The organism is Streptomyces sp. NPDC002784, assembly GCF_053592135.1.
Genome location: NZ_JBSFVD010000002.1, coordinates 81,344 through 96,271 on the forward strand (window position 1 = coordinate 81,344; position 14,928 = coordinate 96,271).

The following is a 14,928-nucleotide window of genomic DNA, read 5'->3' on the forward strand; positions in this document are numbered from 1 at the left end:
CATTCAGCCGGGGCCTTGCCTCTACGGCAAATTCCTTGCCTCAGAGGCAAGCCTGCCCGCCACGGGGTGGCCCTACCGGTTGGCGACGGCCTGCTTCACCAGCGTCTTGCCGAAGTCCCACATCAGCCCGCCCCCGCCGTGCGCGTCGTCCATCACCTCGGTGAAGGCGTCCACGAACCGCTCGACCTCCCGCTCCCCCACGATCAGCGGCGGAATCAGCTTGATCACCTCCAGGTGGTCGCCGGAGACCTGGGTGAGGATCCGGTGCCGCTGGAGCAGCGGTACGACGACCATCTGCGCGAAGAGTCCCTTGCGGGCCGTCTGCAGCATGGTCCACCGGCTGCGCAGCTTCAGCGAGGAGGGCCGGCCGAACTCGATGCCGATCATCAGGCCCCGGCCGCGTACGTCGGCGAGCAGCTCGTACTTGTCGACCAGGGCCGCGAGCCGGGACTTCAGCAGCTCGCCGGTGGCGCGGGCGTTCGCGACGAGCCGCTCGTTCTCGATGACCGAGAGCACCGCGAGGCCGGCCGCCATGGCCTGTGCGTTGGAGCCGAAGCTCGCCGAGTGCACCAGCACCCGGTCCATCGAGGAGTACACCTTCTTGAAGATCCAGTCCTTGCCGAGGGTGGCCCCGACCGGCACATAGCCGCCGGAGAGCGCCTTGGCCACGCAGACCAGGTCCGGCTCGACCCCGTCCTCGTGCTGGTAGGCGTAGAAGTCCCCGGTCCGGCCGAGCCCGGTCTGCACCTCGTCGGCGATGAGCAGCGCCTTGTGCCGGTGCAGCAGTTCCTGGGCGGCCCGCAGATAGCCGGGCGGGGCCTCGTGCACGCCCTTGCCCTGGATCGGCTCGACGATCAGGGCGGCGACGTCGCCCTTCTTCAGCTCCCGGGCCAGGGCGTCGAGGTCACCGAGGGGGACGGCGGTGTCGGGCAGCAGCGGCCCGAAGCCGTCGCGGAAGCCGTCCTCGCCGTTGACGGACAGGGAACCGGTGGTCAGGCCGTGGAAGGAGTGGTCGCAGTACAGGACGCGCGCCTTGCCGGTCGCCCGCCGGGCGAACTTCAGCGCGGTCTCGACCGCCTCCGTGCCGCTGTTGCCGAAGAACACCCGGTCCAGGTGCGGACTGTGCGCGAGCAGCTGCTCGGCGAGCAGTCCGGGCAGGGGCTGGCAGTCGAAGCGGGTGAGGTCGGCGAGCTGGGCGTCGAGGACGTCGTGCAGCGCCTTGCGGACGACGGGGTGATGGCGGCCCAGGCCCATCACCCCGAACCCGGCGAGCATGTCCAGGTGTTCCCGGCCGTCGGCGTCCCAGAAGTAGGCGCCCTCGGCGCGCTCGTAGACCTTGTCGAAGCCAATGGTGTGCAGCATGCGCGGGAGCTGGTGGTTCAGGTATCTGCCGTGCAGCTCGTAGCGCTCGGCTCCGCGCTCGGCCAGCAGTGCGCCGAGGTCGAACTCCGTGGTCATTCCACTGTCTCCTTGACTGGCTCCTGGACGGCCAGGCTCGCGCCGATCCGTCCGGCGACCTCCACGGGGGTGAGGCCGATGTCGGCCAGCACCTCGCCGCGTTTGGCGTGGGCGAGGAACTGCTCGGGGATGCCGAAGCGCCGTACCGGCACGTCGACGTCGGCGTCACCGAGGGCCAGCGCCACGGCGGCGCCCACCCCGGCGGCCCGGCTGTTGTCCTCCACGACGGCCACCAGCCGGTGCCCGGCGGCCAGCGCGGGCAGCGCCGGGTCGACGGGCTTGACCCAGCGGGGGTCCACCACCGTGCAGTCGATGCCCCGGGCCGCCAGCAGGTCCGCCGCCTGAAGGCAGACGGGGGCCATCACGCCGACGGCGACCAGCAGCACCTCGGGCCGCTCCCCGCGGTGCAGCACGTCCAGGCCGCCGACCCGGTCCACCGCCGGGATCGCCGGGCCCACCGACTCCTTGGGGAACCGGACGAGGGTCGGCGCGTCGTCCACGGCGACGGCTTCCCGCAGCTGCGCCCGCAGCTGGTCGGCGTCGCGCGGCGCGGCGATCCTGAGGCCGGGCACGACCTGGAGGATCGACATGTCCCACATGCCGTTGTGGGAGGCACCGTCGACTCCGGTGACCCCGGCCCGGTCCAGCACGAAGGTCACCCCGCAGCGGTGCAGGGCCACGTCCATCAGGAGCTGGTCGAAGGCGCGGTTGAGGAAGGTGGCGTAGACGGCGACGACGGGATGGACCCCGCCGGTGGCGAGCCCCGCCGCGGACACCGCGGCATGCTGCTCGGCGATGCCGACGTCCCAGACCCGGTCCGGGAACCGCTGGGCGAATCTGCCGAGCCCCACCGGGTGCAGCATGGCCGCCGTGATCGCCACGACGTCCTCGCGCTCCTCCCCGATCCGCACGATCTCGTCGCCGAACACCGACGTCCAGGAAGGCCCGTTGGCGGGGGCGAGGGACTCACAGGTGAGCGGGTCCATCGCACCGACGGTGTGGAAGTGGTCCTCCTCGTGGGCGAGGGCGGGTTCGTAGCCGCGGCCCTTCTCGGTGAGGCAGTGCACCAGGACGGGCCCGTGGAAGCGCTTCGCGCGGCGCAGCGCGGACTCGACGGCGCCGATGTCGTGCCCGTCGATGGGCCCGACGTACTTCAGGCCCAGGTCCTCGAACAGGCCCTGCGGGGCGAAGGCGTCCTTGAAGCCCTTCTTGGCGCCGTGCAGGGACTCGTAGAGGGTGTGGCCGACCACGGGCGTGCGCAGCAGGACGTCCTTGCCCCAGGCCAGGACCCGTTCGTAGCTGTCGGTGGTGCGCAGGGTGGCGAGGTGGTCGGCCAGGCCGCCGATGGTCGGGGCGTAGGACCGCTCGTTGTCGTTGACGACGATGATCAGCGGCCGGTCCTTGGCGGCCGCGATGTTGTTCAGCGCCTCCCAGGCCATCCCGCCGGTCAGCGCGCCGTCGCCGATGACCGCGACGACATGGCCCTTCCCGCCCTGCACCTGGCGGGCCTTGGCGAGCCCGTCCGCCCAGCCCAGCGCGGTGGAGGCGTGGCTGTTCTCGACGATGTCGTGCTCGGACTCCTCACGCGAGGGGTAGCCGGACAGGCCGCCCTTGCCGCGCAGCTTGGAGAAGTCCTGACGTCCGGTCAGCAGCTTGTGCACATAGCTCTGATGGCCGGTGTCCCACACGATGCGGTCGGCCGGCGACTCGAAGACCCGGTGGAGTGCGACGGTGAGTTCCACCACCCCCAGGTTGGGCCCGAGGTGCCCGCCGGTCCTGGCGACCGCGTGCACCAGGAACTCCCTGATCTCCTCGGACAGTTGCCGAAGTTCCGGCTCGGACAGCGCCTTCAGGTCGCGTGGTCCCCGGATGCTCTCCAGAATCGTCATGTGCGGGCCCCCTTCGGTCCGTGGTGCTCAACTCACGGTGACGGCCGGCTCCCCCGACCCGACGCCGTCCTGCTCCATCCGCTCGGCGATCTTCATCGCCTCCTCGATGAGGGTCTCCACGATCCTCGACTCCGGCACGGTCTTGACGACCTCGCCCTTCACGAAGATCTGCCCCTTGCCATTGCCGGAGGCGACCCCCAGGTCCGCCTCCCGGGCCTCGCCGGGACCGTTGACCACACACCCCATGACGGCCACCCGCAGCGGCACCTCCATGCCCTCCAGGCCCGCCGTGACCTCGTCGGCCAGCTTGTAGACGTCGACCTGGGCGCGCCCGCAGGAGGGGCACGAGACGATCTCCAGACGCCGCTGCCGCAGTCCCAGGGACTCCAGGATCTGGATGCCGACCTTGACCTCCTCGGCGGGCGGCGCCGACAGGGACACCCGGATCGTGTCGCCGATCCCCCGGCTGAGCAGCGCCCCGAAGGCCACCGCCGACTTGATCGTGCCCTGGAAGGCGGGACCGGCCTCCGTGACGCCCAGGTGCAGCGGGTAGTCGCACTGCTCGGCGAGCAGCTGATAGGCGCTGACCATCACCACGGGGTCGTTGTGCTTCACCGAGATCTTGATGTCCCGGAAGCCGTGCTCCTCGAACAGCGACGCTTCCCACAGGGCGCTCTCCACCAGCGCCTCGGGCGTGGCCTTCCCGTACTTCTGCAGCAGCCGCCGGTCCAGCGAGCCCGCGTTGACCCCGATCCGGATGGGCGTGCCGTGGTCGGCCGCGGCCCGCGCGATCTCCTTGACCTTGTCGTCGAACTGCTTGATGTTGCCGGGATTGACGCGTACGGCCGCACAGCCCGCCTCGATCGCGGCGAACACGTACTTGGGCTGGAAGTGGATGTCCGCGATCACCGGGATCTGCGACTTGCGGGCGATGGTCGCGAGGGCGTCCGCGTCGTCCTGCGTGGGACAGGCGACGCGGACGATCTGGCAGCCGGACGCGGTGAGTTCGGCGATCTGCTGCAGGGTGGCGCCGATGTCGGACGTGCGGGTGGTGGTCATCGACTGCACCGACACCGGGGCCCCGCCCCCGACCGCCACCGGTCCGACCTGGATCCGTCGCGACCGCCGCCGCTCGGCGATCGGCCGGACCGGTACCCCGGGAACGCCCAAGGGGATGGCGGTCATCAGGTCACTCCCGGTTTCCGCTGACCGTCTCGCGCATGGCGCGCAGCGACTCCTTCAGGGAGCCCATGGTGGCGAGGACGGCGGTGGGCTCGTAGCCGCAGTGCGCCATGCAGTTGGCGCAGCGCGGGTCCTTGCCGCGGCCGTACTTGTCCCAGTCGGTCTCCTCGACGAGTTCGCGGTACGTCGGCACATAGCCGTCGCTCATCAGGTAGCAGGGGCGCTGCCAGCCGAAGAGCGAGTAGTTCGGGATCGCCCACGCGGTGCACGGGAAGTCGACCTTGCCCTCCAGGAAGTCCAGGAAGAGCGGGGAGTGGTTGAGCCGCCACTTGCGCCGGTTGCCGCCCGCGAAGGCCTTCTTGAACAGTTCGCGGGTCTGCTCCACGCCCAGGAAGTGCTCCTGGTCGGGGGCCTTCTCGTAGGCGTAGGCGGGCGAGATCATCATCTCGTCGACCTTCAGGTCGTCGTTGAGGAAGTCGAGGACCTCGATGATGGTCTGCGGGGTGTCGGTGTTGAAGAAGGTGGAGTTGGTGGTGACCCGGAAGCCGCGCCGCTTGGCCTCCTTGATCGCCTCCACCGCCTCGTCGAACACGCCCTCCTTCGCCACCGACTCGTCGTGGCGCTCGCGCAGCCCGTCGATGTGCACGGCGAAGGCGAAGTAGGGCGAGGGCTTGAACTTGTCCATCTTCTTGCGCAGCAGCAGGGCGTTGGTGCACAGGAAGACGTATTTCCGCCTGGCCACCAACTGCCGCACGATCTCGTCGATCTGCGGGTGCATCAGGGGCTCACCGCCGGCGATCGACACCATCGGCGCGCCGGATTCGAGCACCGCGCCCACGGCCTGAGCGACCGGCATGCGCTGCTTGAGCACGCCCGCCGGATGCTGGATCTTGCCGCATCCCTCGCACTTGAGGTTGCACGCGTAAAGCGGTTCCAGCTCCACGATGAGCGGGAACTTGTCGCGCTTGCGGAGCTTTTGTTCAGCCAAGTAAGTAGCGACCTTGATGGACTGACGCAGCGGCATGGCCATCTGGCTCACCTCCTGGGGAGCAGCAAAGAACGGTGCCATTCGAAGAAAGCGGGAAGGACCGACCTGAGAACACGGAAGGCAGATATTCCCCCGCGTACCGTGCCGATCCGGACCAGTTCATGTTCTGGAGCGTCCACGACCACCCGTACGGCCGCAACGGGGCGCTCGCCCGCGCGCACGGCGCTCAGGAGCGTCGCGGCCGACTCCATGTCGACCGCGATGGCGCCGGTCGCGCGCAGAGCGGACCGTTCCTGACCACGGACCACATGATCGGAGCCGGTGAGCGGCCCGGTGTGCACGGTCCGTCCCGGCACCGCGCGGGTGAGTTCCTTGACCAGCAGTTCGGTCGCCACGCACCCGGTGGTGCCGCGCGGATCCCGGGTCTCCTCGGCGACGACCAGGTCGCCGGGGTGCATCCCGGGGGCGAGCCCCGCGCAGAAGCCGGTGGCGAGCACGGCGGCCCCGGCCAGCGCCGGCTGTGCGAGGATCCGGGTGACGGACCGCTCGGCCGCCCTGGGTCCCATGCCGGTCCGCACCACGGTGACCGGCCCGCCGGCGCCGCGCTGGTCGCCCGTGCGCAGCGCGAGGCGCTCGATGCCGAGCGCGCAGGCGATCAGCAGCGGGGCCGCGGCGGGCTGTGCGCTCATCAGCCCCCCTTGGCGTCGGCGAAGGGCTCCCCGTGCACGTACCGGCCGAGCGCGGTGAGCGGGAAGACCTGCCGGTAGAGGTGGTAGTTGATGGAGAAGTCCCAGGGGAACCCGGTGCCGGTGAAGTACGGCTCGTCCCAGGAGCCGTCCGCGCGCTGGGTGGCCGCGAGCCATGCCACCCCGCGCTCCACGGTCCGGGAGTCCCGCTCCCCCGCAGCCAGCAGCGCCATCAGCGCCCAGGCGGTCTGCGAGGCGGTGGAGACGCCCCGGCCGCTCCAGCCCTTGGCGTCCCGGTAGGAGCGCAGGTCCTCGCCCCAGCCGCCGTCGTCGTTCTGGACGGACTCCAGCCAGGCCACGGCCCGGCGGATCGCCGGGTGCGCGGTGGGGATCCCGGCGGCCGTGAGGGCGGGGACGACGGATCCGGTGCCGTAGACGTAGTTGACGCCCCAGCGTCCGAACCACGAGCCGTCCGCCTCCTGTTCGGCGAGCAGCCACTGGATGCCCCGCCGGGTGCGCGGGTCATGGGCGAGCCCCTCCACGGCGAGCATCTCCACGACGTGCGCGGTGACATCGGCCGACGGCGGGTCGATGACCTCGCCGAAGTCGCAGAACGGCAGCCGGTTGGGGAAGGGGCTGGTGTTGTCGACGTCGAAGGCGCCCCAGGCGCCGTTCCTGGACTGCATCCCGAGGCTCCAGCGGACCCCGCGCCCGATCGCCTTCTCCACCCGCTCCGGGTCGTGGTGGCGGACCCGGCGCAGCGCGAGGACCACCTCGGCGGTGTCGTCGATGTCCGGGTAGTTGTCGTTGTGGAACTCGAACGCCCAGCCACCGGGCGGCAGTTGGGGGCGCTTCACGGCCCAGTCGCCGGGCCGGACGATCTCCTCGCCGAGCATCCAGTCGGCCGCCTTGACCAGTTGCGGATGGTCGGCGGGCAGCCCGGCGTCGGCGAGCGCGATGGTGGCCAGGCAGGTGTCCCACACCGGGGACTGGCAGGCCTCGATCATGCGGGCGCCGTCCTCGCGCCAGACGGCGAAACGGTCCAGCGAGGCGAGCCCCTCCCGGATCACCGGGTGCTGGAGGTCGTAGCCGAGCAGGTGCAGGGCGATGATCGAGTACACCGCGGGGGGCTGGATGCCGCCCCAGCAGCCGTCGTTCTCCTGGCGCTCGATGATCCAGCGGGCGGCGGTGTTCATCGCGGCCCGGCGCAGCCTGCGCGGGGCGATCCGGCGCAGCTGGTGCAGCGCCTTGTCGAGCCGTTGGAAGGCACCGTCCCAACTCGCCGCCCGAGCCAGGGGCTTGGGCGGGTTGGGGTTCGCCGGGTCGGTGTGCAGTTCGTCCAGCGCGAAGGGCGCGGGGCGTACCGGCCGCTTGGCGGAGACGATCGTCAGCGGGACGATGGTCTGCCGGGCCCAGCAGCCGAAGTCGTAGATGTTCAGCGGCACCCAGGTCGGGAAGTAGATCAGCTCCGGCGGGAGTTCGGGCAGGTCCTCCCACTTCCACCAGCCGAACAGGGCCAGCCAGATCCGGGTGAACACCCGGGCGGCGGCGATCCCCCCGCGGGCCCTGATCCATGCCGACGCCTTCGCCATGTGGGGAGCGTCCGGCGCGTCGCCCGCCAGGCGCAGCGCGACATAGGCCTCGACGGTGGCGGAGAGGTCGCCGGGCCCGCCGTAGAAGGTGGCCCAGGTGCCGTCCTCGCGCTGCTCGCCGCGGATGAACAGGGCGGCGGCGTGGGCGGTGGACTCCTCCAGGATGCCCAGGAACTGACGGAGCAGCAGATCCTCGGCGTCCATGGTGACGTTCGTCTCGAGGTCGCCCTTCCACCAGCCCTCGGCGTCCTGCCGGGACAGCAGGAAGTCGGTGGCACGCCGCATGGCGTGCTCGGCGGCGTCGTGAACCCCCGCCGCCGCGGGGGTGATGCTGTCGGTTTCGCTGGCCGCGGCAGCGCGGGGCGGCAGGGCCCCGGTGCTTCCGTCGGTCGTCGCTGTCATGGCTTCCCCTTCGTGCAGTGTGCAAATGGTGCTCTGCTGTGGGTCCGCCGTCGGCCGGTGCGCGCTCTTCTCGCGCCACCGGCCGGCGACTACGCGAGGGCTATTCGACCGATAGTGATCATCTCTTTCGTACGACGACGAAGTCGGCCAGCGCCGTGAACTGGGCCCGCACCCGGTCGGGCATCTCGACGGCGTCCAGCGCCTCGATGGCGACGGTGTGCTGACGGCGGGCCTCTTCCGCGGTCCACTCGCGGCCGCCCGCCTCCTCGATGAGCGCGGCGCGGGTGGCGAACTCCTCCTCCGAGAACGTCTCGAAGTCGCTGCTCTCGGCGTCGGCGGCGAGCAGCTCGGCGAGCTGCTCGGAGGCGGCGCCGCCCGCCGCGAGCGCGGCCACGACCGGAAGGGACTTCTTGCGCTGGCGCAGATCGCTCCAGGTCTGCTTGCCGGTGGAGACCGGGTCGCCCCAGATGCCGAGGAGGTCGTCGACGGCCTGGAAGGCGAGGCCGAGGTGGTAGCCGTACTTCTCCAGGGTGTCGGCGGTGCGGTCGTCCGCGCCGCCGAGCACCGCGCCGATGGAGCTGGCGCAGGCGAGCAGCGCGCCGGTCTTGTTGCCCTCCATCTCCAGGCACTCCTCGACGCTGACGCGGTCGCGGTGCTCGTAGGACATGTCCTGGGCCTGTCCGTCGATCAGCGCCCGGGTGGCGCTGGTCAGCCGGCGGGTGGCGCGGCCGGCCTGGACGGTGCCGAGCTCCAGCAGCAGCTCGTTGGCGAGGGCGAACAGGGCGTCGCCGACCAGGATGGCCTGGGCGGGGCCGTGCACCTTCCACACCGTGTCGCGGTGCCGGCGCTGCTCGTCGCCGTCCATCAGGTCGTCGTGCAGGAGCGAGAAGTTGTGCACCAGCTCGACGGCGACCGCACCGGGGATGCCGACCTCGGGGGCGGCGCCGGTGACCTCGGCGGAGAGCACGGCGAGGGCGGGGCGCACGGCCTTGCCGCCGTCGCCGGCCGTGGGCCTGCCCTGGGCGTCGATCCAGCCGAAGTGGTAGGCGGAGACGGTGTCCATGGGAGGCGCCAGGCGGTCGATCGCCGCCCGCAGCACCGGGGTGGCCAGGGTCCGGCCGCGCTCCAGGAGCGCGGTCACGTCCACCGCCTCGGAAGCCGTCGAGGCCGGGGGCACAGGGGGCACAGTCTCTCCTCTTGTTGCGGTACCGGGGGTGCGGGGACCAGCCGCGCGCTGATGCAGCATCAGGCCGCCTCCTCGACTTCGAAGAGGTGGCGGGGGCGGGGCCGGCCCAAGGCGCTCAGCGCGGCGCCGGCCGCGCTCACACCGCTGCGGACCGCACTCTCCATGGTCGCGGGCCACCCTGTGGCGGTCCACGCTCCGGCCAGATAGAGGCCGGCGGCCTTGGTGCGGGTGCCGGGCCGCAGCCGCCCGACACCGGGGGTGGGGGCGAACGTCGCCGTGCGCTCCCGGGTCACGAAGAAGTCCTTCACCTCGGCGCCCCGGGCCCGCGGCAGCAGCCGGGCCAGCTCCGGCAGGTACTTCTCGCGCAGCTGGGCCACCGGCGCGTCGATCTCGTGGTGGGCGGCCGACTGCGACAGCGCGAGGTACTGGCCCTCGCGCAGACCGGAGGAGTCCGTCCGGTCGAACACCCACTGCACCGGAGTGCCGAGGGCGGCGAAGAAGGGGGCGCTCAGCACCGGCCGGTCGTAGACGACGTGGACGTTCAGGATCGGCGCGGTGCCGATGCCGAGCAGCCGTCCGGGGTCGTCCAGGGCTCCCTCGGGCAACAGGTCGTGGGCCTCGCTCTGCGGTACGGCGAGGACGACGGCGTCCGCCCGGAGCGTCTCGCCGGGCACCTCGACGCTCCAACGGCCTTCGCCGTCAGGGGAGATGGAGGTGACCCGGGTACGGATCTCGGTGCGCACGCCCGCGGAGTCGAGTGCCTTGCGGGCCAGCCGGTCGTGCAGGTCGCCCAGCGGGACATGCGCCCATCCGATGTCGGCCGCGCCGGGGTCGGAGAGCAGACCGGTCTTGAACACCATCGCGGCGAGTCCCAGGGAGGCGTCCTCCGCGAACGCGTTGAGGGTGGCGATCCCGACCAGGTTCCACAGGGCCGTGACGGCACGCGGGGACTGCCCGTGCGCGGCCAGCCAGGTGCCGAAGTTCTGCGCGTCCAGGGCCGGATCGGCGAGGTCGAGCGACATCAGCGCGAACGCGGCACGCCCGACGGCGGCGCGCTCGGCGAGGGAGAGGTGCGGGTAGGTGGCGAGGCTGCGCCCCAGATGCAGCGGTACGGGCAGCGGGTCGCGCCGGATCCGGCCGAGCCGCCGCCCCTCGGGCTTGGCCAGGTCGAGTACGGGCACGTCGAGACGATCCTGCAGCGGCGCCAGCGCGGTGCCCTCGATCCGGTCCAGGAACCAGCGGTAGGCGGTGCAGCAGCGCAGGTAGACATGCTGGCCGTTGTCGACGGTGAGGTCGCCGCGCCGGAAGGAGAAGGCGAGGCCGCCGAGGCGGGGCCGGCCCTCCAGGAGCGTCACTCGGACCCCCGCGTCGGCGAGCGCCAGCGCCGCGGTGATGCCGGCGAGTCCGCCGCCGACCACGACGGCATGGCCTTTGGTCGTGATGCCGTCGGTCATCGTGTGCCCTCCCCCGAACGGCCGCCGCGGTGCTCGAACGGTGCACGGCCGGCCGTCTCAGTCAGGGACGCCGCCACACCGCGGAGGGTTGCCTGCCACTTCTCCCCGGTGGCTTCGCCTCGGACCGGTTTGTCCATCAGGCCCGCCTCCTGATCGTCCGCCGCGACACATGCCGGGTGTCGAGACCGGAAAGGCCGCGCACGGCCACGTACGCCTTCTCCCGTCCGGGCAGGGAGACGCGCCCGCGCAGCACCGCCTCCGGCTCGCGCTCGATGCGGTCCAGCAGACGGCGGTAGATGCCGGCCATGGCGGCGACACAGGCGCCGCTGCGCCGGTCGAGCATCGGCAGCAGCCGGTAGCCCTCGGCGAAAAGGGCGCGGGCCCTGCGCACTTCGAAGTGCACGAGGCCCGCGAAGTCCGCGCCCTCCGGCACCGCCGGCCCGGCGAACCCGGCCGAGCAGCCGAATTTCGCGAGGTCGTCGGCGGGCAGATAGGTACGGCCGCCCTCCGCGTCCTCGCGCACGTCTCTCAGGATGTTGGTGAGCTGCAGCGCGAGCCCGAGCGTGTCGGCGTACTCCGGCGCGCGCTCGGCGCCGCGCGCCCCGGGCTCGGTGCCGAACACACCCAGCGAGAGCCGGCCGATGGCGCCCGCCACACAGCGGCAGTACACCTTCAGGTCGTCCCAGGTCTCGTACGTCTCGCCGCGTACGTCCATCAGCACGCCGTCGATCAGCTCGTCCAGTCCGTCGAGGGGGATCGGGAAGACGTCGGCGGCATGGGCGAGGGCGACCGCGACCGGGTCGGTGTCGTCCTCGTCGACCGCGCCGTCGCGCACCCGGGTGAGCAGCGCCCGGGTGTCCTCGAGTCTGGCGACCTTGACCTCGTGGGCGAGCGCGCCGTCGCCGATGTCGTCGACACGGCGCGAGAACGCGTACAGCGCCGACATCGCGCGCCGCTTCGGTGTCGGCAGCAGCCGGATGCCGTACGCGAAGTTGCGTGCCTGCTGTCCGGTGACGGCCTCGCAGTAGCTGTAGGCGGCGAGTACCGGTGCGGACGCGTGTGGTGCGAACTCCACAGTCCGGATCACCCCTCTCCTCGCAGAGTCACGCCCACCTCGCGCAGCAGCTGGATCGTGCCGGGCTTGGGCGGGCCGGGAAGTACGTCGAAATCGGCGGCGGCGATCGCGTGGATCGCCGCCCTTCCCCCCGCCACGAACCCTGCGAGCAGCAGTCTCAGCCTGCCGTGGACGCTACCCACCAGGGGGGCGCCTTCATTCAGGAGCTCGCGGGCGCGTTGGGCCTCGAAGGCGATCAGTGCGCGCACCGATGCCCCCGCGGTGGTCATGGCGAGATCCGCCTCCTGGACGTGAAAGCGCTTCATGTCCGCGGCGGGCAGGTAGACGCGGTCGCGGCCGAGGTCCTCGGCGACGTCCTGGAGGTGCTCGACGATCTGCAGGGCGGTGCAGATCGCGTCGGAGCGGCGGATCCGCTCGGGGGTGGCGGTGCCGGTCACGCCGAGGACGAGATGGCCGACGGGGTTGGCGGACAGCGCGCAGTAGGCGAGCAGGTCGTCGTAGCTCTCGTAGCGGCTGACCAGCTGGTCCTGGCGGTTGGCCGCGATCAGGGCGAGGAACGGCTCGGGGGTCAGCGAGCAGCGCCGGACCGTGGGCTGGAGGCGGCGCAGCAGGGGGTGGCGGGGCGTGGCGTCGAACACGCGTCGCAGGTCGGCCTCGAAGGCGTCCAGCATCCGCAGCCGGTCGCCGGCGTCCGTGGCCGACACGCCGAGCAGCCGTGCGTCGGCGCCACCGGGGGCCAGATCACCGTCGCCGATGTCGTCGACGAGGCGGGCGAAGCCGTAGACCGCCATGAGGTCGGTGCGCCAGGCCCGGGGCAGGAAGAAGGGAGCCACGGGGAAGTTCTCGTGCGCGGCCTTGTCGAGCGTGCCGCGCTCCGCCGCACCGGCCGGCGGCATGCCGGTTCCCGTCACCGCGGACTGCCTGGGGCGGGGACGGCACATGCTGCGTTGCGCAGGGGAGTTTCCGTAGCCATTGCCGTCACATCTCCCGTTCTACACCGCCGACCCAATACGCACTATTTCGGACACGCCGCCCAGCTGTCCGCGCGGCCTTCCCCGCAGAGGGTGTGGGGCATTATCGCCCCACTTGCCGCGATTGGGGACCGGTACAGCTTACGTTGTACAACGCACGGCGGTTCGCCGGGGTGTCCTGCGCATCACAAGAACACACCGATTGGTCCCAAGATTCCTGAGACCGACCGAAGTTGACGTTTCCTTTGCAGACGCGGAGCCCCGCCGGACGGGTTCCCGCGGGGCGGTGGGAAGCGGGCTCGGCCGGGTGCGCCGGTGGGGGGTGGACTACTTGCCCGTGAACTTCTCGTACTCCTTGATGACCTCGTCGGTCGGGCCGTCCATGCGCAGCTCGCCGCGCTCCAGCCACAGCACCCGGTCGCAGGTGTCACGGATCGACTTGTTGTTGTGGCTGACCAGGAACACCGTGCCGGCCTCCTTGCGCAGCTCCCGGATGCGCTGCTCGGAGCGCTTCTGGAACTTGCGGTCGCCGGTGGCCAGGGCCTCGTCGATCATCAGGACGTCATGGTCCTTGGCGGCGGCGATGGAGAACCGCAGCCGGGCCGCCATGCCGGAGGAGTAGGTGCGCATCGGCAGGGTGATGAAGTCGCCCTTCTCGTTGATGCCCGAGAAGTCGACGATCTGCTGGTAGCGCTCCTTGATCTCCTCGCGGGACATGCCCATGGCGAGACCGCCCAGGATGACGTTCCGCTCGCCGGTCAGGTCGTTCATCAGGGCCGCGTTCACCCCCAGCAGCGAGGGCTGGCCGTCGGTGTAGACCTTGCCCCGCTCCGCCGGGAGCAGCCCCGCGATGGCCCGCAGCAGGGTCGACTTGCCGGAGCCGTTGGAGCCGATCAGGCCGATGGCCTCGCCGCGGTAGGCGACGAAGGACACGCCCTTGACGGCGTGCACCTTGCGCACCCCCCGCTGCGCGTCCTCGGAGCCGCGCCTGAGCATCCGGCTGAGCGCGGCGGTGGCGCTGCCCTTGCCCGCCTTGGCGCCGTTGACGCGGTAGACGATGTGCAGCTCGTCGGCGATGACGGTGGGAACCCGGGTGTCAGCCACGGCCGTACCTCTCCTCCGCCTTCCAGAAGTACACGAAGCCGCCGACCGCGAAGAGCAGGGCCCAGCCGCCCGCGACCGCCCAGACGTGGTTCGGCAGGTTCTCCGAGCCGTAGCCGTCGATCAGCGCGAAGCGCATCAGGTCCATGTAGATGGCGGCCGGGTTCCACTGCAGGACGTCCGCGATCCACTGCGGCTTGTCGGCGAGCATGATCGGGATCGAGTACATGACGCCGGAGGCGTACATCCAGGTACGCATCACGAACGGCATCAGCTGGGCCAGGTCCGGGGTCTTGGCGCCGGCCCGGGCCATGATCAGGGCCAGACCGGTGTTGAACAGGAACTGCAGCGCCAGCACCGGAACCATCAGCAGCCAGGACACGTCCGGGTAGCTGCCGAACGCGCAGGTCACCGCGACCAGCACGACCATCGACGCGAGCAGCTGCTGGAGCTGCTGGAGCGAGAAGGACACCGGCAGCGAGGCGCGCGGGAAGTGCAGCGCGCGCACCAGGCCGAGGTTGCCAGAGATCGCGCGGACGCCCGCCATCACCGAGCTCTGCGTGAAGGTGAACACGAAGACGCCGGTGACCAGGAACGGGATGTACACCTCGCGGGACATGCCCCGGTCGGCTTCCAGGATGACGCCGAAGATGAAGAAGTACACGGCCGCGTTCAGCAGCGGGGTCACCACTTGCCAGAGCTGGCCGAGCTTGGCCTGGCTGTACTGGGCGGTCAGCTTCGCCCGCGAGAAGGCGAGGATGAAGTGCCGCCGGTCCCAGAGCTGGCGGACGTACTCGAGGAGCGAGGGGCGGGCGCCGCTCACGCTCAGCCCGTACTTGGCGGCCAGCTCGGCCGCCGTGAGTCCCTCGTCGGGCGACGGCGGCGCGGTCACCGCGACGTGTCCGTCGTGCGTTGTCTCACTCACTGGTGGAAACTTTCGTCTT

The 14,928-nt window shown here is 71.1% G+C and carries 13 protein-coding genes; all 13 read right to left on the reverse strand.

Features of this window, described 5'->3' with window-relative positions; genetic code table 11:
* Positions 1 to 72: 72 nt before the first annotated feature.
* Positions 73 to 1,458 carry an aspartate aminotransferase family protein gene (locus ACWD1Z_RS05015; protein WP_451115615.1) on the reverse strand — a complete coding sequence of 462 codons (1,386 nt, stop codon included), beginning with the start codon at positions 1,456 to 1,458 and terminating at the stop codon, positions 73 to 75.
* Positions 1,455 to 3,347 carry a 1-deoxy-D-xylulose-5-phosphate synthase gene (gene dxs / locus ACWD1Z_RS05020; RefSeq protein ID WP_451115617.1) on the reverse strand — a complete coding sequence of 631 codons (1,893 nt, stop codon included), beginning with the start codon at positions 3,345 to 3,347 and terminating at the stop codon, positions 1,455 to 1,457. The genes ACWD1Z_RS05015 and dxs overlap by 4 nt, the downstream gene beginning before the upstream one ends.
* Before the next feature lie 27 nt (positions 3,348 to 3,374).
* Positions 3,375 to 4,532, reverse strand: coding sequence for a flavodoxin-dependent (E)-4-hydroxy-3-methylbut-2-enyl-diphosphate synthase (gene ispG, locus ACWD1Z_RS05025; RefSeq protein WP_451115619.1), 1,158 nt, complete (start codon positions 4,530 to 4,532; stop codon positions 3,375 to 3,377).
* A 4-nt stretch (positions 4,533 to 4,536) separates the two neighbouring features.
* Positions 4,537 to 5,559 (reverse strand): adenosyl-hopene transferase HpnH, encoded by a 1,023-nt coding sequence (gene hpnH, locus ACWD1Z_RS05030; RefSeq protein WP_451115621.1) that lies wholly within the window; start codon positions 5,557 to 5,559, stop codon positions 4,537 to 4,539.
* 5 nt (positions 5,560 to 5,564) lie between these two features.
* On the reverse strand, positions 5,565 to 6,206 hold the full coding sequence (locus tag ACWD1Z_RS05035; protein ID WP_451115623.1) for a phosphorylase family protein: 642 nt from the start codon (positions 6,204 to 6,206) through the stop codon (positions 5,565 to 5,567).
* Positions 6,206 to 8,197 carry a squalene--hopene cyclase gene (shc, locus tag ACWD1Z_RS05040; protein WP_451115625.1) on the reverse strand — a complete coding sequence of 664 codons (1,992 nt, stop codon included), beginning with the start codon at positions 8,195 to 8,197 and terminating at the stop codon, positions 6,206 to 6,208. The genes ACWD1Z_RS05035 and shc overlap by 1 nt, the downstream gene beginning before the upstream one ends.
* A 118-nt stretch (positions 8,198 to 8,315) precedes the next feature.
* Complete coding sequence (locus ACWD1Z_RS05045) at positions 8,316 to 9,443, reverse strand: polyprenyl synthetase family protein (protein WP_451115627.1); 1,128 nt, start codon at positions 9,441 to 9,443, stop codon at positions 8,316 to 8,318.
* A complete protein-coding gene (gene hpnE, locus ACWD1Z_RS05050) occupies positions 9,443 to 10,837 on the reverse strand; it encodes a hydroxysqualene dehydroxylase HpnE (RefSeq protein WP_451115629.1) in 1,395 nt (464 codons plus the stop codon). The genes ACWD1Z_RS05045 and hpnE overlap by 1 nt, the downstream gene beginning before the upstream one ends.
* Complete coding sequence (locus ACWD1Z_RS05055; protein WP_451115631.1) at positions 10,834 to 10,974, reverse strand: DUF6380 family protein; 141 nt, start codon at positions 10,972 to 10,974, stop codon at positions 10,834 to 10,836. The genes hpnE and ACWD1Z_RS05055 overlap by 4 nt, the downstream gene beginning before the upstream one ends.
* On the reverse strand, positions 10,974 to 11,924 hold the full coding sequence (gene hpnD / locus ACWD1Z_RS05060) for a presqualene diphosphate synthase HpnD (RefSeq protein ID WP_451115632.1): 951 nt from the start codon (positions 11,922 to 11,924) through the stop codon (positions 10,974 to 10,976). Before hpnD ends, ACWD1Z_RS05055 begins: the two co-directional genes overlap by 1 nt.
* On the reverse strand, positions 11,921 to 12,808 hold the full coding sequence (gene hpnC / locus ACWD1Z_RS05065; protein WP_451115633.1) for a squalene synthase HpnC: 888 nt from the start codon (positions 12,806 to 12,808) through the stop codon (positions 11,921 to 11,923). Before hpnC ends, hpnD begins: the two co-directional genes overlap by 4 nt.
* A gap of 402 nt (positions 12,809 to 13,210) precedes the next feature.
* Positions 13,211 to 13,987 (reverse strand): ABC transporter ATP-binding protein, encoded by a 777-nt coding sequence (locus ACWD1Z_RS05070; protein WP_451115634.1) that lies wholly within the window; start codon positions 13,985 to 13,987, stop codon positions 13,211 to 13,213.
* Entirely contained in the window at positions 13,980 to 14,909 is a 930-nt protein-coding gene (locus ACWD1Z_RS05075) for an ABC transporter permease (RefSeq protein ID WP_451115636.1), read from the reverse strand. The genes ACWD1Z_RS05070 and ACWD1Z_RS05075 overlap by 8 nt, the downstream gene beginning before the upstream one ends.
* Positions 14,910 to 14,928: the final 19 nt, after the last annotated feature.